At 72.0% G+C, this 18,569-nt stretch carries 18 protein-coding genes; 6 read left to right on the top strand and 12 right to left on the bottom strand.

Features of this window, described 5'->3' with window-relative positions; genetic code table 11:
* The first annotated feature begins 68 nt into the window (after window positions 1-68).
* On the top strand, window positions 69-1,139 hold the full coding sequence (locus tag AAG827_RS12005) for an endonuclease/exonuclease/phosphatase family protein (protein WP_341926234.1): 1,071 nt from the start codon (window positions 69-71) through the stop codon (window positions 1,137-1,139).
* A gap of 74 nt (window positions 1,140-1,213) precedes the next feature.
* Window positions 1,214-1,342 (top strand): hypothetical protein, encoded by a 129-nt coding sequence (locus tag AAG827_RS12000; RefSeq protein ID WP_341926233.1) that lies wholly within the window; start codon window positions 1,214-1,216, stop codon window positions 1,340-1,342.
* A 5-nt stretch (window positions 1,343-1,347) separates the two neighbouring features.
* Here the strand turns inward: AAG827_RS12000 and AAG827_RS11995 are convergent, their stop codons facing one another.
* Window positions 1,348-2,271: an NAD(P)H-binding protein gene (locus tag AAG827_RS11995; RefSeq protein WP_341926232.1), complete on the bottom strand. Its 924-nt coding sequence runs from the start codon at window positions 2,269-2,271 to the stop codon at window positions 1,348-1,350.
* 135 nt (window positions 2,272-2,406) lie between these two features.
* On the opposite strand from AAG827_RS11995, the gene AAG827_RS11990 reads away from it, so the two are divergent.
* Window positions 2,407-3,753, top strand: coding sequence for a hypothetical protein (locus AAG827_RS11990; RefSeq protein WP_341926265.1), 1,347 nt, complete (start codon window positions 2,407-2,409; stop codon window positions 3,751-3,753).
* Between the two features lie 24 nt (window positions 3,754-3,777).
* On the opposite strand, the gene AAG827_RS11985 is transcribed toward AAG827_RS11990, so the two are convergent.
* Entirely contained in the window at window positions 3,778-4,335 is a 558-nt protein-coding gene (locus AAG827_RS11985) for an RNA polymerase sigma factor (protein WP_341926231.1), read from the bottom strand.
* Between the two features lie 19 nt (window positions 4,336-4,354).
* Between AAG827_RS11985 and AAG827_RS11980 the strand changes: the two genes are divergently transcribed.
* The gene (locus AAG827_RS11980; RefSeq protein ID WP_341926230.1) at window positions 4,355-5,320 is read left to right on the top strand and encodes a serine/threonine-protein kinase; all 966 of its coding nucleotides are present in this window, start codon (window positions 4,355-4,357) and stop codon (window positions 5,318-5,320) included.
* A gap of 101 nt (window positions 5,321-5,421) precedes the next feature.
* Window positions 5,422-6,510, top strand: coding sequence for a Glu/Leu/Phe/Val dehydrogenase dimerization domain-containing protein (locus AAG827_RS11975; RefSeq protein WP_341926229.1), 1,089 nt, complete (start codon window positions 5,422-5,424; stop codon window positions 6,508-6,510).
* Between the two features lie 72 nt (window positions 6,511-6,582).
* Here AAG827_RS11975 and AAG827_RS11970 read toward each other — a convergent pair whose 3' ends face one another.
* The 5 genes from AAG827_RS11970 to AAG827_RS11950 form a co-directional block, all read right to left on the bottom strand.
* The gene (locus tag AAG827_RS11970) at window positions 6,583-6,771 is read right to left on the bottom strand and encodes a DUF3073 domain-containing protein (protein ID WP_309649004.1); all 189 of its coding nucleotides are present in this window, start codon (window positions 6,769-6,771) and stop codon (window positions 6,583-6,585) included.
* A 166-nt stretch (window positions 6,772-6,937) separates the two neighbouring features.
* Window positions 6,938-8,032, bottom strand: a complete 1,095-nt coding sequence (purM, locus tag AAG827_RS11965; RefSeq protein WP_341926228.1) for a phosphoribosylformylglycinamidine cyclo-ligase — start codon at window positions 8,030-8,032, stop codon at window positions 6,938-6,940.
* A gap of 13 nt (window positions 8,033-8,045) precedes the next feature.
* Window positions 8,046-9,596, bottom strand: a complete 1,551-nt coding sequence (gene purF / locus AAG827_RS11960; RefSeq protein WP_341926226.1) for an amidophosphoribosyltransferase — start codon at window positions 9,594-9,596, stop codon at window positions 8,046-8,048.
* A gap of 73 nt (window positions 9,597-9,669) precedes the next feature.
* Window positions 9,670-10,398 carry a hypothetical protein gene (locus tag AAG827_RS11955; RefSeq protein WP_341926225.1) on the bottom strand — a complete coding sequence of 243 codons (729 nt, stop codon included), beginning with the start codon at window positions 10,396-10,398 and terminating at the stop codon, window positions 9,670-9,672.
* A gap of 201 nt (window positions 10,399-10,599) precedes the next feature.
* On the bottom strand, window positions 10,600-11,016 hold the full coding sequence (locus tag AAG827_RS11950; protein WP_341926224.1) for a hypothetical protein: 417 nt from the start codon (window positions 11,014-11,016) through the stop codon (window positions 10,600-10,602).
* 61 nt (window positions 11,017-11,077) lie between these two features.
* Between AAG827_RS11950 and AAG827_RS11945 the strand changes: the two genes are divergently transcribed.
* Window positions 11,078-11,473 carry an ATP-binding protein gene (locus AAG827_RS11945; protein WP_341926223.1) on the top strand — a complete coding sequence of 132 codons (396 nt, stop codon included), beginning with the start codon at window positions 11,078-11,080 and terminating at the stop codon, window positions 11,471-11,473.
* Here AAG827_RS11945 and AAG827_RS11940 read toward each other — a convergent pair whose 3' ends face one another.
* The 5 genes from AAG827_RS11940 to AAG827_RS11920 all read right to left on the bottom strand — a co-directional run bounded on the left by AAG827_RS11940 (window position 11,474) and on the right by AAG827_RS11920 (window position 18,478).
* Window positions 11,474-12,880, bottom strand: coding sequence for an FAD/NAD(P)-binding protein (locus AAG827_RS11940; protein WP_341926222.1), 1,407 nt, complete (start codon window positions 12,878-12,880; stop codon window positions 11,474-11,476).
* A gap of 61 nt (window positions 12,881-12,941) precedes the next feature.
* Window positions 12,942-13,421, bottom strand: a complete 480-nt coding sequence (locus AAG827_RS11935; protein ID WP_309649009.1) for a 2Fe-2S iron-sulfur cluster-binding protein — start codon at window positions 13,419-13,421, stop codon at window positions 12,942-12,944.
* Between the two features lie 18 nt (window positions 13,422-13,439).
* On the bottom strand, window positions 13,440-15,794 hold the full coding sequence (locus tag AAG827_RS11930) for a molybdopterin cofactor-binding domain-containing protein (RefSeq protein WP_341926221.1): 2,355 nt from the start codon (window positions 15,792-15,794) through the stop codon (window positions 13,440-13,442).
* A gap of 142 nt (window positions 15,795-15,936) precedes the next feature.
* Window positions 15,937-17,127, bottom strand: coding sequence for a helix-turn-helix domain-containing protein (locus AAG827_RS11925; protein WP_341926219.1), 1,191 nt, complete (start codon window positions 17,125-17,127; stop codon window positions 15,937-15,939).
* A 10-nt stretch (window positions 17,128-17,137) separates the two neighbouring features.
* The gene (locus AAG827_RS11920; RefSeq protein WP_341926217.1) at window positions 17,138-18,478 is read right to left on the bottom strand and encodes a dipeptidase; all 1,341 of its coding nucleotides are present in this window, start codon (window positions 18,476-18,478) and stop codon (window positions 17,138-17,140) included.
* Window positions 18,479-18,569 lie beyond the last annotated feature (91 nt).

Genomic DNA, 18,569 nt, shown 5'->3' with positions numbered 1-18,569 from the left:
TGCTCAGGTGCCGACCGTCACGGCCGATCGCTGTCCTGACGAGAGCTCCGAGGACGATGGTGGTGGGTGTGGCTGTGCTGGGGGCCGGGCGACGTGCGGCGACGGTCGGGTGCCTCCTCGCGCTCGTCCTCGCGGTGGCGGGGACCCCCGCCGCGACCGCCGGCAGCCTCCCGGTCGAGCCCGGAGGCACGGGGAAGACGCTTCGACCCGCCCAGGAGCAGGCAGCGCAGGAAGCGAGGGCCGAGGAGGCCGACCGCACGGAGCAGACCTCGCGCTCCGGCCGACGGGCGAGCCCGCCGACCCCGCCCGTCGTGCCACCCGTGGAGCCCGTCGAGCAGCCACTCCTCGAGCAGGTCGTCCCGCCGCCGGCATCCCTCCCGACGCTCCCTCCGTCACCGCTGCCGGCGGCGGCCGACTTCACCGTCGCGTCCTTCAACGTGCTGGGCTCCAACCACACCCCCCGCGGCTCCGGCTGGGCCGACGGGGTGACCCGGGCCCGGTGGGCCAGCGAGCTGGTGGTGCGGCGCGGCTTCGACGTGGTCGGTCTCCAGGAGATCCAGGTCGACCAGCTGGCGACCGTGATGGCGGCGACGGGCGGCGCGTTCACGTCGTACCCGCCCCTCGGCCAGCGTGGGACCTCGGTGCCCCAGGCGATCATGTGGCGCGTCGACACCTGGGACGTCCTGGCGGCGACGACGTTCACCATCCCCTTCGTCGGGCAGCAGCGCGCCCAGACGGTCGTCCTGCTGCAGCACAAGGCCTCGGGCCAGCAGGTGTGGTTCATCAACGTGCACCTGTCGCCGCGACGCCCGAAGCGCGACGCGGAGGGCGAGCGCAACGCGGCCACGGCGCTGCTGATCGCGCAGATCCACGACCTCCAGACCACCGGCCTGCCCGTGGTCGTCACCGGCGACATGAACGAGAAGGGCGAGATCTTCTGCGACCTCGCCCTCAACACCGGCCTCACCGCGGCCAACGGAGGCTCGGTCGTCGGTGGCTGCCGCCCGCCGCGCGCCCGCATCGACTGGATCTTCGGGTCACCGGCGCTGACGTGGACCGGCTTCGGCTACCTCGAGGACTCCGAGGTGCGTCGCATCACCGACCACCCGATCGCCGTCGCGCAGGTCCGGGTCGGCTGATCCCCGAGCCCGAGGGCTCAGGCTCGGGGAAGGGCTGCCGATGGGAAGGGCACGATCCCCCACGGAGGCACGCCATGAGAGCACCCACCTGTCAGCACACCCTCGGGCCGCTCCTCTGCACGGCCGGAGCGGTCGGCCACGCCTACGGCCACGTCTACCACTCGACCTCCGGGATCCCCGACTGCCCGAAGGAAGAGATGTAGCAGGCTCAGGCCGACTCGCCCTCGCGCAGCCGGTCGCCGAGTGCGACGCGGACCATCTCGTCGTAGCCCATCGGCTCGAGGTCGACCAGCTCGCGGATCGACTGGTCGGAGACGACGACCTCGGTGCTCATCGACTCGACGAGGTTCTTGGCCGTGTCGACGTCGACCTCGGTCAACGCCGCCAGCCCGAGGGAGGACGCCCGGGCCACCGCGGTGTCCACGAGGTCGGTCTGGGGCAGCGGCACGGACACGAGGGTCACGTCCTCGCCGTTCTGGATCTTGGCCGCGCGCACGAGCATGTCCTCGTAGGTCAGCACGTCGGCACCGCCGATCTCGAACACCCGCCACCGCGCACGGGGTTCGTCGAGCACACCGACGAGGTAGGTGACGGCGTCGGCCAGGGCGATCGGCTGCGTCCGCGTCTTGGCCCACGGCGGGGCGGCGAGCAGCGGCAGCCGGTCGACGAGCTGGCGCGTCATCTCCCACGAGATCCCGCCGTGGCCGACGACGACCGCGGCGCGCAGCACGGTGACGGGCACGCCGTCGCTCCCCAGCAGCGACTCGACCTCGCGCCGCGACCGCAGGTGCGGGGACAGCCCGTCGGCCTCGTCGCCGAGTCCCCCGAGGTAGACGATCCGTCCCACGCCCTGCGCCGCAGCGGCGGCGCTGAAGGCGGTGGCGCCGGCGGCGTCCTCCTCCTCGAAGTCCTTCGAGGAGAGCGAGTGGATCAGGTAGTAGGCCACGTCGACGCCCGCGAGGGCCTCGCGCAGGCTGGCCTCGTCGCCCATGTCGCCCTGCACGGGCGTGCCCGGGCCGTCGTAGTCGTCGGGGCGGCGCGTCATGGCCCGCACCCGGTGTCCCCCGTCGACCAGCGCCTGCACCAGCGCCGACCCCACGAAGCCCGTCGCTCCGGTCACGAGCACCTGCATGTCCCACCCCGTTCGTCGCGGCCGCACGTGCGACCACCGGACCGGTGCCCGGAGACCACCGACGGCAAGCGCGCACGGGGTGCGTCACCGGTCACGCCCCTCGGGCGCAGGCGGGTCCGACAGGATGGGCGGGTGATGCAGCGCTTCGAGACGGTCGGCCACGCGCGCCCCGTCGTGCTCGTCCAGCCGGGCACCGACCTCACCGCGCCGCTCGTTCCCTCGGTCGCGGTGGAGGCGGACGTGACGGACGCCGGTCCCGTGACCCTGAGCCTGGTGAGCGGCGACGTCACTCTCACCGGCACGTACGACGGCACGCTGGGCCTGACGGTCGCCACCGGGTCGCGGACCACGCGGCACCAGAGCCGGCGCAGCGGACGACCGGAGTCCGCCGTGACGACCGTGGGTCTCGCCCTGACGGGCACCCACCTGTCGATCCTGACCCGCGAGGCAGCCGGGCCTGCCGGAGGCTGGACGGTGCGGGGCCGGGTGGACCTCCTCGAGCGCGTCGACACCCGCGACGAGGCCTGGCTCGCCGGGCTGACCCACGGCACCACCGGCCCGGTCGGCGAGGTGCGCGCCGGGGCCTTCGGCCAGCTCGGGCTGCGCGACCTGCGCCTGGTCAGCCACGCCGACGGATCACCGTGGCGCGAGGCCGGACCCGACGGCGAGCGGGTCCTGCTGACCGCCACCAGCGCCGGGCCCGGGTTCTTCGACACCGCCCACACCTCGGTCTGGTCCCTCGACCCGTGCAGCCTCACGCTGGAGCACCGCAGCGACCTGTTCTTCCGACGACCCGACCGGCCCGGGGTCTTCGGCGACCACGCCAGCCACCTGCTCCGCGACGGTGACACCTGGCTGCTCACCACCAGCACCTGGGGTGACTTCGACAAGCGCGCCCCCGACGCCTCCGTCGAGGTCACGCTCGCCGCGTCCGGTGCCGACCTCACTCGGGGCCGCCACGTGCTGGACACCCGACCGCTGGCCCTGCCCACCACCGGGCTGCGCTCCGTGGGGGTCTGGGACCCGCACCTGGTGCGCACCACCGACGGCTGGCTGGTCGCCTACGTCAGCGCCCGCCGCTTCTTCCGGTTCCACCCCGTGCTGGCCGGAGGCCCCGCCCTCGACGACCTCACGCTGCTGGGGGCCGCGGGCGACCGGCGCGCCACCGAGGGCCCGGTCCTGGCCCGGATCGGCGGCGCCGACGGTGGGTGGCGGGTCCTCGCCAGCGACGGCCGCGACGGTCGGCCCGGCCAGCGACGGCGCTACCCCGTGCTCGACCTGCGCCCCGACCTGGCCCCGGAGCGACGTCTCGCCGAGGTCGGCGCGCTGGACGCGCCGTACGGCACGAACATCCCGTGGCCCACCCTCCTCGAGGAGGACGACGGCTGGCTGATGATCGGCTTCGACGGGCGGCCGCACGGCGGCCGGCTGGTGGGCTACGGCAGCCACGGCCGGGTCGTGTTCGCGCGGGCGCCGTCCTGAGGGTCGCCCCAGACCCGCGGCGCCTCAGTCGTGGACAGCCAGCAGCGGTCGCACCGCGTGGCGGGCGGTGTGGATGCGCGACTTGACCGTGCCGAGCGGCACGTCGAGCAGTCGCGCGATCTCGTTGTAGTCCAGCTGCTGCACGTCGCGCAGCACCAGTGGCTCCACGAGCTCGGGGCGGTCGGCCCCGAGGATCTCCAGCGCGTCGAGCAGGTCGAGCCGGCTGCCGGCGATGACGCTCGTGGTGCGCGGGTCGGGGGCGGCGGGCAGCTCGTCGGTGAGTCGCTCCGCAGCCCGTCGCTTGAGGGTGCGGTAAGTCGAGCGGGCGCTGTTGGAGGCGACCGCGTGCAGCCAGGTGGTGAACTTGCTCCGTCCGGCGAACCCGCCGATCTTGGTCGCCACGAGGAGCAGCGCGTCCTGCGTGGCCTCCTCGGCGTCCTCCGGGTAGATGAGCATCCGCCCGCAGATCCGTCGTACGCGTGGCTGGATCTGCGCCAGGAGCTCCTCGAGGGCGTCGCGGTCACCCGCCGCCGCTCGCGTCGCCAGCTCCTCGAGCGTGGGGCCCCCGTCGTCCGAGATCACCTGCGGCACACTACCTTTCATGGCCCTCCCGGAACGGCTCGGACGACTCCAGCAGGTGAGGCGGCTCGGGGTGGGCGGGTTCGCCACGGTCTGGCTCTACCACGACGAGGAGCTCCAGTCGGACGTCGCCGTGAAGGCGCTCGCGGAGAACTGGGCGCAGCGGCTCGACGTGCGCGAGCGCTTCCTGGAGGAGGCGCGGATCCTGCGCCGGGCCGACTCCGACCACATCGTGCGCGTCTACGACGTCGGCGAAGCCGACGGCACGCCCTACTTCGTCATGACCTACGCCGACCTCGGCTCGCTCGGTGACGTGCTCGAGCGCGACGCCCTCCCCCCGCTGGCCGCCGCCGTCGACATGGTGCGCCAGGCCGGCGCCGGTCTCTCGGTGCTGCACGAGCACGGTGTGGTCCACCGCGACATCAAGCCGCAGAACCTCCTGGTCCGCAGTGGCGGCAGCGCCGGCGACAGGATCCTGGTGGCCGACCTCGGCGTCGCCAAGGCGATGCTGCACGCATCGGGGCTGACCCAGGTGGTCGGGACCCCCTCCTACATGGCGCCCGAGCAGGCCACCGGCATCGGGGTCGACGTGCGCGCCGACGTCCACGCCCTCGCGGCCGTGACCTACCAGCTCCTCACCGGTCGACTCGTCCGCACCGGCACCATGGGTGAGCTCATGCACGCGACGCTCCCCCCGGCGCCGTCCTCGCTCGCCGACCTGCCGTCGGCGGTCGACGACGTGCTGCTCCGCGCCCTCGAGCCCGACCCCGAGGACCGCTGGACCGACGTGGCGTCGTACGTCGCCGCGCTGCGCGCCGCCGTCCCCGCGGCAGCCGGCGCCGAGCAGCTGACGCTCTGGCAGCTCCCCGACCGTCCCCGCGCTCAGGTCCCCTCCGGCCCCGGCCCCTCGTGGACGACCGCGCTGATCAGCCTGCTCGCGTTCATCGCGGCCTTCGGGATCGCCTACGTGGTCACCACGCTGGTCTGAGCGGCGTTAGGCTGGGTGTGAGCCGCGCCACCCCTGCGGCTCACCGACCAGGGCCGCCACACCCACGCGGCCCGCGACACCCACGAATGAGGACATCACCCATGTCTGCAACCCCCTCGGTCGACGTGTTCGACCTCGGCTCCGAGCATGAGCAGGTCGTCTTCGCCAACGACGCCGCGACCGGCCTCCAGGCGATCATCGCGATCCACTCGACGGCCCTCGGACCCGCCCTCGGCGGCACCCGCTTCTACCCCTACGCCAGCACGGCCGACGCCGTCCGCGACGTGCTCGACCTGTCGCGCGGGATGTCCTACAAGGCCGCGCTCGCCGGCCTGGACCTCGGCGGCGGCAAGGCCGTCATCATCGGCGACCCCTCCGCGCTCAAGGGCGAGGCCCTGCTGCGCGCCTACGGTCGCTTCGTGCAGTCGCTCGGCGGGCGCTACTACACCGCCTGCGACGTCGGCACCTTCTCGGCCGACATGGACGACATCGCCCGCGAGTGCGACTACGTCACGGGGCGCACCACCGCCCACGGCGGGGCCGGCGACAGCTCGGTCCTCACGGCCTACGGCGTGTTCCAGGGCATGCGGGCCGCTGCCACCGTCGCGTGGGGCACCGACTCGCTGGCCGGTCGCACCGTCGGCATCGCCGGGGTCGGCAAGGTCGGCCGGCACCTGGCGCGCCACCTCGTCGAGGACGGCGCCCAGGTCGTCGTGACCGACGTCGCGGCCGCGGCGCTCGAGCGGGTGCGCGACGAGCTGCCCGGGGTCACCGTCGTCGGATCGACCCAGGACCTGGTCGCCAGCGCGCTCGACGTCTACGCCCCGTGCGCCATGGGTGGCGCGCTCGACGACGCCGTGCTCGACGTGCTGTCGGCCCGCATCGTCTGCGGCGCCGCCAACAACCAGCTCGCGCACCCCGGCATCGAGAAGGCGCTGGAGGACCGCGGCGTGCTCTACGCCCCCGACTACTGCGTCAACGCCGGCGGCTTGATCCAGGTCGCCGACGAGCTCGAGGGCTTCGTCTTCGAGCGCGCCGAGCAGCGCGCCACGGGCATCTTCGACACGACGTTGCGCGTCTTCGAGCTCGCGGCCTCCGACGGCGTGCCGCCGGCGATCGCCGCGGACCGGTTGGCCGAGCGACGCATGCGCGACGTGGGTCGTCTCCGGGGGATCTGGCTCGACGCCTGAGCCCCGTCTCCGCCCACACGCACACGAGGGTCCCCCGGCATGCCGGGGGGCCCTTCGTGTGTCAGTGGAGGGTCAGTCTCGCCGTGTCGGCTCGATGACGTCGGACCACTTCTCGAGCACCTCGGGATCGACTTCCTCGGTCTGACTGTTGTCACCGCCGTGCAGCTCGCTGGCCAGCGCCCCGAAGTCCGTGTCGTGCGTCCGGTACTTCAGGTCGCGAGCGACCTTCGTCTGCTTGGCTTTAGCTCGGCCGCGCCCCATAGGGTCAGCCCCCTCGCAAGTCGGCCGGGGCACCATGGCTCCCGGGCTGTCTCAAAGATTTCTCGTGAGGGCAACGCTACCTGCTGGCTGGGTGTTCCCGCACGCCGAGGGTCAATGTCGCGGCGATTTGGACTACGCCCTGGGCGAAATCACCCATCACCAGCCCTCACCAGCCCGGGTGCTGGCCTTCCAGGACGACCCGACCCCGCTGCTCGGGGTCGACGGAGACCTCCCCGACCACCCAGGCGCGGATCCCGAAGCCGGCCAGCACCTCGATCGCGCGGTCCATGGCGGCGGGTGCGGTGATCGCCACCATGCCCACGCCGCAGTTGAGCGTCATCTCGAGGTCGGCCTGCGACAGCGAGCCCACCCGGCGCACGACGTCGAAGATCGGCTGCGGCGTCCAGGTGCCCCGCTCGAGGGTCGCCATGAGCTCCTCGGGCATGACCCGGGCCAGGTTGGCCGCGAGGCCGCCACCGGTCACGTGCGACATGGCGTGCACCTCGACCTGGTCGGCGAGCTCCAGGCAGGCCTTGGCATAGATGCGGGTCGGCTCCAACAGCTCCGCACCCAGGGTGCGACCGAGCTCGGGGACGTCGCGGTCGAGCTGCCAGCCGGCTGTGTTGAGGAGCACGTGGCGCACCAGCGAGTAGCCGTTGGAGTGCAGCCCGCTGGCCTCCATCGCGATGACGGCGTCACCGGGACGGACCCGACCGGGACCGAGCAGCTTGTCGGCCTCCACGACACCGGTGGTGGCACCGGCGACGTCGTAGTCGTCGGGGTCGAGGAGCCCGGGGTGCTCGGCGGTCTCACCGCCGATCAGGGCGCAGCCGGCCTCGACGCAGGCCTCCGCGATGCCCTTGACGATGGCCGCGATGCGCTCGGGGACCACGCGTCCGCACGCGATGTAGTCGGTCATGAAGAGCGGCTCGGCGCCACACACGACCAGGTCGTCGACCACCATGCCGACCAGGTCGTAGCCGATGGTGTCGTGGACGTCCATCGCCTGCGCGATGGCGACCTTGGTGCCGACGCCGTCGGTCGAGGTCGCGAGCAGCGGCCGTTTGTACGACGTGAGGGCGCTGGCGTCGAAGAGCCCGGCGAAACCGCCCAGCCCCCCGATCATCTCGGGCCGGCGGGCCTTCTCGACCCAGCCCTTCATCAGCTCGATGGCGGTGTCCGCCGCCTCGATGCTGACGCCGGCCTCGGCGTAGGCGTTGCCGACGTGGGTGCTCCCGGACGGGGAGGGGGTCTGGCTCACAGGTGGCTCGCGATCAGGGGTTGTTGAGGACGGGGAGCGCCTTGCCCAGCGTCGGCGACTGCAGCGTCGCCTCGAGCAGGTGCTTGCCGAGGAGGCTCTCGTCGGGCAGCTCGATGGGGTAGTCGCCGGTGAAGCAGGCGGTGCAGAGCCTGGTCTTCTCCTGCTTGGTGGACTCGATCATGCCGTCGAGGGAGATGTAGCCGAGGCTGTCGGCCCCCACGCTGGCGGCGATCTCCTCGGGCGTCAGCCCGTTGGCGATCAGCTCGGCCCGGGTCGCGAAGTCGATGCCGTAGAAGCACGGCCACTTCACGGGCGGGCTGGAGATCCGGACGTGGACCTCCAGGGCGCCGGCCTCGCGCAGCATCCGCACCTGGGCCCGCTGGGTGTTGCCGCGCACGATCGAGTCGTCGACCACGACGATCTTCTTGCCGCGGATCATGTGCTCGAGCGCGTTGAGCTTGAGCCGGATGCCGAGCTGACGCAGGGTCTGGCTGGGCTGGATGAACGTGCGGCCGACGTAGGCGTTCTTGACGAAGCCCTGACCGAAGGGGATCCCGCTCTCCTCGGCGTAGCCGGCGGCGGCCGGGGTGCCCGACTCGGGGACCGGGATCACCAGGTCGGCCTCGACGGGGAACTGGCGGGCCAGCTCACGACCCATCTCGACACGCGACTCGTGGACGCTGCGACCGGCGATGGTGGCGTCGGGGCGGGCGAGGTAGACGTACTCGAACACGCAGCCCTTGGGGTCGGGCTGGGCGAAGGTGTGCGAGCGCAGGCCCTGGTCGTCGATGACGAGCATCTCGCCCGGCTCGACCTCACGCACCACGCTCGCGCCGATCGTGGCGAGCGCGGCGTCCTCGGAGGCGACCACCCAGCCGCGATCGAGACGACCGAGCACCAGGGGCCGGATGCCCTGGGGGTCGCGGGCGGCGTAGAGGGTGTTCTCGTTCATCCAGACGAAGGAGAAGGCGCCCTGGAGCAGGGGCAGCACCTCGAGCGCGCGCTGCTCGAGGCTCGTGTCGGGGTGGTGGGCCAGCAGCGCCGTCACCAGGCCGGTGTCGTTGGTGGAGGACTCGACGTTGCGGGCGTGGAGGTCCAGCTCACCGGGGTCGGCGGGGAGCGCGTCGACCAGCTCGCGCAGGTCGTGGGTGTTGATCAGGTTGCCGTTGTGACCCAGGGCGATGGAGCCGTCGACCGTGGGGCGGAAGGTCGGCTGGGCGTTCTGCCAGGTGCTCGCCCCGGTGGTGGAGTAGCGCGAGTGGCCGATCGCGAGGTGGCCCTTGAGGGAGTCGAGGGTGGTCTCGTCGAAGACCTGCGAGACCAGGCCCATGTCCTTGTAGACCAGGATCTGGCGGCCGTTGCTCACCGCGATGCCGGCCGACTCCTGGCCGCGGTGCTGCAGCGCGTAGAGCCCGAAGTAGGTGAGCTTGGCAACGTCCTCACCAGGCGCCCAGACCCCGAAGACGCCGCAGGCGTCCTGCGGTCCCTGGTCGTGCGGGTCGAGCGCCGCGGTCAGGCGCCCGTCACCGCCGCGTCTCTGGCCACTGCTGCTGAGGTAGGGCACGCACTGATTCTAGGAGATCCCGGCCCCGACGGGCGACGCCGGTCGTAAGGTGGCTGGAACGTAGGTAGAAGACCTAAGAGGTGAGATGGCTCTCGAGGCCCAGCAAGCCCCCGTGCGCGAGGGCCGCACGGAGTGGGCCGATGCCCTCTCCCGCGACGCCCTCCAGCTGATCGCCGAGGGCGTCACCGAGATGGTCGGCTTCCAGGTCGCGACGATCAGCGTCGTGAAGGAGCACGGGCTCCGCTCCGTGGCGATCGCCGGCAGCGAGGCCGCCCGCGCCCAGCTCATGGGTGCCGTGACCCCGATCGAGGTCATCCACCAGGACCTCGCCGTCGCCGACGACTGGGGGCGCTTCAAGTTCGTCCCCGCGGAGCGGGCACCGGCCGAGACCTCCGAGTGGGGCTGGGTGCCCGAGCTCGAGCCCAGCGACGATCCCCACTCCTGGCAGGCCCTGGACCTGCTCGTCGCGCCGCTCCACAACGCCTCCGACGAGATCGTCGGGCTGCTCTCGATCGACCTGCCGGTCAACGGCCGGCGCCCCGACACCGACCAGCGCACGCTGCTGGAGCGCTATGCCGCGCAGGCGGAGCGCGCCGTCCTGGTCGCGCTGGAGCGCGAGGCCCTGTCGGAGCAGATCCGCCTCGCCACGGCGGCGCGCGAGATCGTGCGCAACGCCAGCGTGCAGCTGCACATCGACGACCTCCTGGCCCAGTGCGGCGAGGCGCTCACCGCCGGCTTCCGCGCCGGAGGGAGCTGGGTCCAGACCTTTGACGAGGAGGTGAGCGGCTCCGGTGCGCTGCACAGCGCCCAGGGAGCCGACATCTGGCTCCCCGAGGAGCTGATCGAGATGGCCGAGGTCGCCGCCCGCCAGCTCTGGGCGATGCAGCAGTCGGCCGTGCTGGAGCGCGAGCCCACGTCGCTCGGCGTCCTGACCCAGGAGCAGTACGACGAGATCACGGCGTTCATGGAGCGCATCGGGGCCGACTACCTCCTCTTCGTCCCGCTAGGTGCGGGGTCGACCTGTGTCGGCAACCTGGTGCTGACCCGGGTCGAGGGCCAGCCGGCCTGGACGTCCACCGAGGCCGACGCGGCGCTCGACATCGGCCACGACCTCGGCCGCGCCATCCTCAACGCGCGCACCTTCGCCCACGAGCACCGGCTCGTGGCCGAGCTCACCGCGCTCGACGTCTACAAGGGCCAGCTGATCGCGACGGTGTCGCACGAGCTGAAGAACCCGCTCACGGCCATCGTCGGCCACCTCGAGTTGCTCGATGCCGCCCCGGAGCTCAGCGCCGCGAGCCGCAGCTCCGTCTCCGCGATCGGCCGGGGCGCGCTGCGGCTCCAGCGCGTGATCGAGGACCTGCTGCTGCTCTCCAAGGTGGGTGACCCCGACAACCCCATCATCCCGGCGCCGGTGCACCTGCAGCCGATCGTCGAGGACGTGCGCGACCTCACCGCCATCTCGGCCAGTCGTGGGGGGGGTGCGGGTCGACCTCGACCTGCCCCGCGAGCCGATGGTGGCCGCCGGCGACGCCGAGGAGATCGACTGCCTGCTGACCAACCTGCTCAGCAACGCCGTCAAGTACAGCCCGGCGGACACGACCGTCTCCCTGTCGGTCCATCGCGACGACGACCAGATCGTCGTCACCTGCCGGGACCAGGGCATCGGCATCTCCCCCGAGGACCAGGAGCAGCTCTTCAGCGAGTTCTTCCGCTCCGCCGATCCGGCCGCGCGCGCCCAGCCGGGCACCGGGCTGGGGCTGGCGATCGTGGCCAGGATCGTCGAGCGTCACCACGGGTCGATCAGCGTGTCCTCCTCGCTCGGCGAGGGCAGCACGTTCGTCGTGCGGCTCCCGGCAGCAACCCGAGAGGGCTGATCAACCGACTCCCAGCGCGTCGTGCGGCACCGAGGCCACCTGAGCCCGGGCCACCTCGGCCGCCTGGGTGCGGATCTCGGGGATGGCCGTCGACTCCCACAGGACGCCCTTGCGCGGCGGGCCCACGGCGTACATCCCGGGCACGGGCTGGCCGTGCGGGTCGAGGAGCACGCCGTCGGTCGTGGTGGACAGGCCGAGGCACAGCGGGTCCGGCGAGGCGAGACCCCGCTCGCGGAGCGCGAGCAGCAGGGGGTCCCCGCTGCGGGTGATGTCGGTGGAGGGACCGGTGCAGTTGACCAGCGCGTCGGCCACGACGGGCACGTGTCCCCGGCCGAGGTGCACCTCGCAGCGCTCACCGCGGTCGACCACGCGGTGGATGCCGCCCGCGAGGACCGCGAGGCGTCCCTCCGCCTGGTAGCCCCCGAGCAGGGCTGCGACCTCCGGCGCCATCCGGTGCCGGCGGACCTCCCAGTGACGGGCGTGCTTCGCCAGGAAGCGCCGACGCTCGTCGAGGTCGAGCAGCTGCCAGACGGCCTGTGCCTGGGGGCGCAGCCCGTCGACGACGGCGCGCCAGTCGACCCCCTGCTCGTCGGCCGCGGCGACCTGCCCGGAGAAGAAGTCGGCGAGGGCATCGGCGGAGAGCGGCCCCGTGATCGTCGGGCTCACCCACGCGGTGGACTGCTGACCCACGTGGGTCTCGGGCAGGAGGCCGTGGCGGCTGACCATCACCACACGCCGCGCGGGGTGCTCCTCGAGGAAGGTGATCGCGGTGTCGATCGCCGTCAGCCCGGTGCCGACGACGACGGCCGTGGAGTCACCGGGCAGCAGGTGCAGCGAGGCGAGGTCCCACGGGTTGGCGACGTGCCAGGAGGCAGGCGGCAGCACGTCACCGTCCACGACCAGCGCGCGCGGCTCCTGGTTGCCGTAGGCCAGCACCACCGAGTCGGCCACCGACACGGTGCCGGCGGCGTGGATCTCGTAGCCCCCGCCCTCGAGCGGGACGACGTCGTCGACGCGCCCCGCACGGACGGTGAGGCGGTGGTCGGCGACCGAGGCCAGCGAGTCCTGGAGGTAGGCGGCGAAGTCACGCCGGGGCAGGAAGCCCTGCGGGTCGACGTCGCGGCCCGTGCGGGCCGCCCACTCCAGCAGGTCGGAGGGCACGTCGGGCCACGCGCTCATGTGCCGCGCCCGCACGTTGAGCAGGTGCCGGGGGTCGCACGTGCCGTAGGCGACACCGCGACCGATGATGCCGCTGGCCTCGTGGATCGTCACCGCGACCTGCTCACCGCCGGGGGTGGTGAGCAGGTTGATCGCGGTGAGGACCCCGCTCGCTCCCCCACCGATCACCGCGACCCGGGTCGCGGGCGCGTGCGGAGCGGTGGGTGAGGTCGAGGATGAGGTAGCCACCCGTGAAGTCTACTGTTTCTAGTGACTTAAGGCGAACAGGCGGCTTAGCGGGTCGTGAGGGTCAGCGCATGTTGCGGGCGCCCTGCTCGATGGCCTCACGGATGCGGAAGTAGGTCCCGCAGCGGCAGATGTTGCGGATCTGGTCGAGGTCGGAGTCCCGGATCTCACGCCCCTCCCGACGGACCTTCTTGACCAACGCCACCGCGGCCATGATCTGGCCGGGCTGGCAGTAGCCGCACTGCGACACGTCCTGGTCGAGCCAGGCCTTCTGCATCGGGTGGAGGTCCTTGCCGACGGTCTCGTTGAGGCCCTCGATGGTGGTGAGCCGGTCCTGGGGCTTGAGGTCGCCCACCCGCACGGCGCACGGGTTGAAGGCCTTGCCGTTGATGTGGGACGTGCACGCCTTGCACACGTTGATGCCACAGCCGTACTTGGGACCGGTGACACCGAGCAGGTCACGCAGGACCCACAGGACACGGACGTCGTCGTTGACGTTCACGGTCACGGGCTTGCCGTTGAGGATGAAGGTCTGCTTGGGCATGTCTGTCTCTCTTCTTCCTCAGCGGGTGAGCTTGAGGCCGTTGGTCGGCGAGGGCGGCACCGGCGGGATGAACGACTTGGGCTTGAACGAGATCTGGCCATGGTTGATCGGGAAGTACTTCGGGATCTCGCCGGTGGCCCGCACGTAGGCACAGGCCACGGCGGCGGCGGTGGAGCCCACGGCGGCCTCCCCGGCACCACCGGGGGTGTCGGAGTCGGACTTGATGATGTGGATCTCCATGTCCTTCGGGACGTTCCACTGGCGGGTGTAGAAGTAGTTATCCCAGCTCGCCTCGAGGAACTTGCCGTCGCGCAGGTGGCAGGAGCTGGTCAGCGTCATCGCGATGCCGTCCATGGCGCCACCCTGCATCTGCGCCTCGAGGCCACGGGGGTTGATGACCAGGCCGGCGTCGACGGCGATGACGACCTTGGTCACGCGAGGGCCGGTGACGGTCTCCTTGCCGAGGTCGCGGTTGACGGTCTGCGGGCGGCAGTCGATCTCGACGAGGACGGCCGTGCAGCCCTTGTACTCCTTGTGGATCGCGATGCCCTGGGCCGTGCCCTTGGGCATCTTGCGGCCCCAGTTGCCCTCCTTGGCCACCTTGCGCAGCGCCGTCTTGACCCGCTCGTTCTTGAGGAACTCCAGGCGGAACTCCAAGGGGTCCTTGCCGACCTTCTTGGCGATCTGGTCGATCGTCAGCTCAGCGGAGGTGCACACGTCGGGCGAGTAGATGTTGCGCATCGACCCGGTGCTGAACTGGTCCTCGAACTCCAGGGGCTCGTTGAGGAGCTGGGTCAGGACCCCGAAGTTGTAGGGCAGCTCCTGGGTGAGGGTGAAGATCGACTCGGCGAAGCCGAGCCCACCGAGGCCCAAGGGGTCGAGCTCGTCGGCCTGCGAGGTGATCATCTCGCCGAGGCCGTGGCTGAAGTCGGTCGTGACGCTGGTGTGGCGCTGCTCGAAGCTGAGCACCTGTCCGTTGAGGACAGTGGCGCGGACCCGGGTGGTGGCCATCGGGTGCAGGCGTCCCTGGCGGGGCTCGTCGGCGCGGTGCCACATCAGCTTGACGGGCTTGCCCATCGCCTTGGAGATCGTGGCGGCCTCGATGGCGTGGTCGCCGAAGAGCTTGTGACCGAAGGACCCGCCCGAGGTGATCACGTTGACCTCGACCTGGTCCTGACGCAGCCCGACCGCCTCGGCGACGCGCTGCTGGGCGAGGATCGGGACCTTCAGACCGGCCCAGATCGTCGCCTTGTCGTCACGGACGTCGGCGATGGCGGCGTAGGGCTCGAGCGCGGCGCTGCTGCGGAACGCGAATGCGACGTTGGTCTCGACCGTCTCGGCCAGGATCGGCACGTTGGGGACGACCAGCGGGATCTCCTGGCCCCTCAGCTTGGCCAGGATCGTGCTGTCGGACTCGCCCGAGGCCGTGCCGGGGTTCCACTCGACGTCCATCGCGCGGATGGCGTCGATGCACTGCCCGAAGGTGCGCGCCCGCACAGCCACGCCCGTCGGGACGATCGCCACGTGCGTGACGCCGTCCATCTTCAGGATCCGGGCACGGTTCTTGAGCCGCTTGGGCGTGCCCTGGTGCTCGGGCGCGCGGCACACCATGGTCGGCAGGGCACCGGGCACGTCGAGGTCGGTCGTGAACTTCTTCTTGCCCGTCACCGCGTCGCGCGCGTCGAGACGGTCCTTCGGCTTGCCGATCACCTTGAAGTCGCTGGGGGGACGCAGGAGCACCTCGACCGCCTCCACGACCTGGCTCGCGGCGTCGGAGGCGAGGTCGCCGTACGTCGCGTTGTTGCCGAGACCGTCACTGATGACCCCGCCCGTGGTCGTGAGCCGGTCGGCGGTCGTGCCGAACAGGATCGCGGCGGCCTCGAGGAGTCGCTGGCGCGCGAGGGCGCCGGCCACGCGGATGGGTGTGTAGGTGGAGAACGTCGAGTTGGAGCCGCCGGTCAGCTGGTTGAGCAGCAGCTCGGGGCGGGCCTTGGCCAGCGTGACCTTGACCTTGCTCATCGGCAGGTCGAGCTCCTCGGCCAGGATCATCGTGGTCGAGGTCAGGATGCCCTGGCCGACCTCGGCGCGCGGCAGCGCGAACGACGCGGTGCCGTCACGGTTGATCGTGACCGTGATCAGCTGCGAGGTCGGCAGCGCGGAGTCGGTCTGGAGGTCCTCGAGGTCGTAGAGCTCGGGGATCTGCACGCCGGACGGGATGGCGGCACGGGCCGGGCGGGCGAGGTTGAGGTCGGCGGCCACGACGAGCGTGCTGCCGGCCATGACGTAGCCCAGGAACGACCGACGACCGAGGCCGGCGGGAGTGGCGGCGGTGTCGGGCGTGCTGTGCGCGTGGTCGGACGAAGAGAGAGACATGTACACCCCATGTGTGCGCGACGCCTCGAGGTGGACCCCGAGGTACGTGCGTCGTGCTTGCCTCCAGCGTGACAGGCGTCACCTCGTCACGAAAGGGACATAGCACCAGTAATGGGACACGTCACCTGTGCAGAGTGCACAATCACTGCGGCTCGAGACGCAGGGCGCGCAGGGCCAGGTCGAGCTCCACCGGAGGCGCCCCGTCGGCGAAGGAGCGCCCGATCAGCTCCTCCGTGCGGCGCAGCCGGTTGATGACGGTGTTGCGGTGGCAGTGCGCGGCCTCGGCGGTGCGGGTCGCGGATCCTGCGTGCGCCACCCAGGCACGCAGGGTGTCGACCAGGATCCGGGCCTCGGCGTCGGGCAGGGCGAGCACCGGGTCGAGCCACACCGAGACGATCAGGGCCGCGACCTCGGGCGAGCTGAGCAGCAGGACCTCGGGAAGCTGCTGGTCGAAGGAGGCCAGCCCCGGCCGCTCCTCCTGCACCCGGAGCGCCAGCGACGCCTGCCGGTAGCCCTGGTCGATCCCGGCCAGGCCGTGCACGACCACCGAGACCCCGAGCGCCGCACGGGCGGCCGTCGCCAGCACGGCCAGGGCACCCAGCGCCTCGTCGGGGCGGTCGTCGCGCAGGGCGACGAGACCCACCAGGCCGCCCGCACGACGCACCCACCCGGTGGCGTGGGGCGCCAGGTGCCGGTCGACCGCGGCTAGGTCCAGGCCGACACCGGCGACGACGACGAGGTAGTCGCCCGACACCGGGAGGTCGAGCAGCCGCGACACCTCGTGGGCGAAGCCCGGCTCCTTGGCGCGGCCGTTGATCAGGCCCTCCCAGAGCTGGGCGCGCAGCTGCTCGTCGGCACGCACGGCGGCCCGCTCGTAGAGGTGGTAGCTCGTCGCCACCTGGGCCGACGTCTCGTCGACGACCTCCCACAGCAGGGTGCCGATCTCGCGCAGCTCCACGGCGTCGAGCGCCTCCTCCCCCGCGGCGACCAGGTCGTCCCAGATCAGCCGACCGCCGATCCGGAAGGAGCGCAGCACGACGTCGAGCGGCAGGCCCTGCTCGGCCCGCCGGCGACCGGTCGCCCGGGCCGCGTCGTAGGCGGGGTTGTCATCGGCACGCCCGTGCCGCGCGTCGCGCTCCAGCGACTCGGCGAGCAGCTCGAGGATGCGGCTGATGTTGTCGTGGCACGAGCGCCACAGGTCGGTGCGCGGGACCAGCCCGGTCGCGCGGTAGCCCGGGTTGTCCTCCTCGATCGTGACGACGAGGCGCTCGGTCAGGGTGTCGAGGCTGGCGCGCCGGTGCTCGGCGAGGAAGGCGAGGGTGTCGGCGCGCACGGGCTCGGGCTCAGAGCTCGGAGAGGTTCTTGAGCAGCAGCGCCTCGGCCAGGACCACCCGCTCGAACTCCGCCAGGTGCAGGCCCTCGTTGGCGCCGTGGGCACGGGTGTCGGGGTCCTCGACGCCTGTCACCAGCACGCTGGCCTCCGGGAACGCGTCGAGGAACTCCGCGATGAAGGGGATCGACCCGCCGACGCCCATGTCGACCGGGGCGGTGCCGTCCCAGGCCTCCTGGAACGCCGCGCGTGCCGCGTCGTACGCCGGACCGGTGGCGTCGATCTGCGTGGCCTCGCCGGTGTCGACGACCGTGACGGTGAGCTGGGCTCCCCACGGGACGTTGGCCTCGAGGTGCTGCTGGAGGCAGGCCAGCGCGTTGGCGGTGGTGTCGCCGGGGGCGATGCGCAGGCTGATCTTGGCACGGGCCGAGGCGACGAGGGTGTTGCTGGCGCCGTCGACCTTGGGGGCGTCGAGCCCGGTGATGGAGAGCGCGGGCTTGGTCCACAGGCGCTCGACGGCCGATCCCGTGCCGATCCACTCGAGCCCGGGGACGGCACCGGACTCGGCGCGCAGGCGCTCCTCGGGGTAGGTCACGTCGGCGGCGGGACCCGCGTGCAGCCCGGCGATCGCCACGTCGCCGGTGTCGTCGTGGAGGCTCGCGATGAGCCGACTGAGGGTGATCAGCGCGTCGGGGGCGAGACCGCCCCACATGCCGGAGTGGACGGCGTGGGTGAGCGTGCGGACCTCGACGTCGACGCGCACCAGGCCGCGCAGGCTCGTGGTGAGGGCGGGCTCGCCGATGTCCCAGTTGCCGGAGTCGGCGATGACGATGACGTCGGCACGCAGGGCGTCGTGGTGCTCCTTCAGCAGGGCCGGGAGGGTGTCGGAGCCGACCTCCTCCTCGCCCTCGATGAACATCGTGACGCTGACCGGCAGGTCGTCGCCGAAGACGCGCAGCGCCCCGAGGTGCGCGGCGATGCCGGCCTTGTCGTCGGCGGCACCGCGGGCGTAGAGGCGACCGTCGCGCTCGGTCGGCTCGAAGGGCGGTGAGTCCCACTCGGCGTGATCGTTCTCCGGCTGCACGTCGTGGTGCGCGTAGAGCAGCACGGTCGGCGCCCCCTCCGGGCCCTTCTTGTGCGCGATGACGGCCGGGGCGCCGCCGTCGGCGGAGACGATCTCGACGGAGTCGAACGCCTCGGCCCGGAAGAGCTCGGCCACGGCCTCGGCGCTGCGCTGCACCTCGCCGGCGCGCGCCGGGTCGGCGCTGACGGACTCGATCCGGACGAGGTCCTCGAGGTCCTGGCGGATCGCGGGGAGGAGGGCGGTGACCTGGGCACGGATCTCTGCAGTCATGAGCGCCAACCTATCCAGTCACCCCGACCTCACCCCAGGGGCAGGTGGGCCGACAGGTCGGTGCGCTCGCCGGAGGCCCGGACCGCGCCGC

It is taken from the genome of Nocardioides psychrotolerans, assembly GCF_943371775.1.
Classification (GTDB): Bacteria; Actinomycetota; Actinomycetes; order Propionibacteriales; family Nocardioidaceae; genus Nocardioides; species Nocardioides psychrotolerans_A.
Note: the sequence above shows the minus strand (reverse complement) of the source record. Positions and strands in the feature narration are given on the sequence as shown.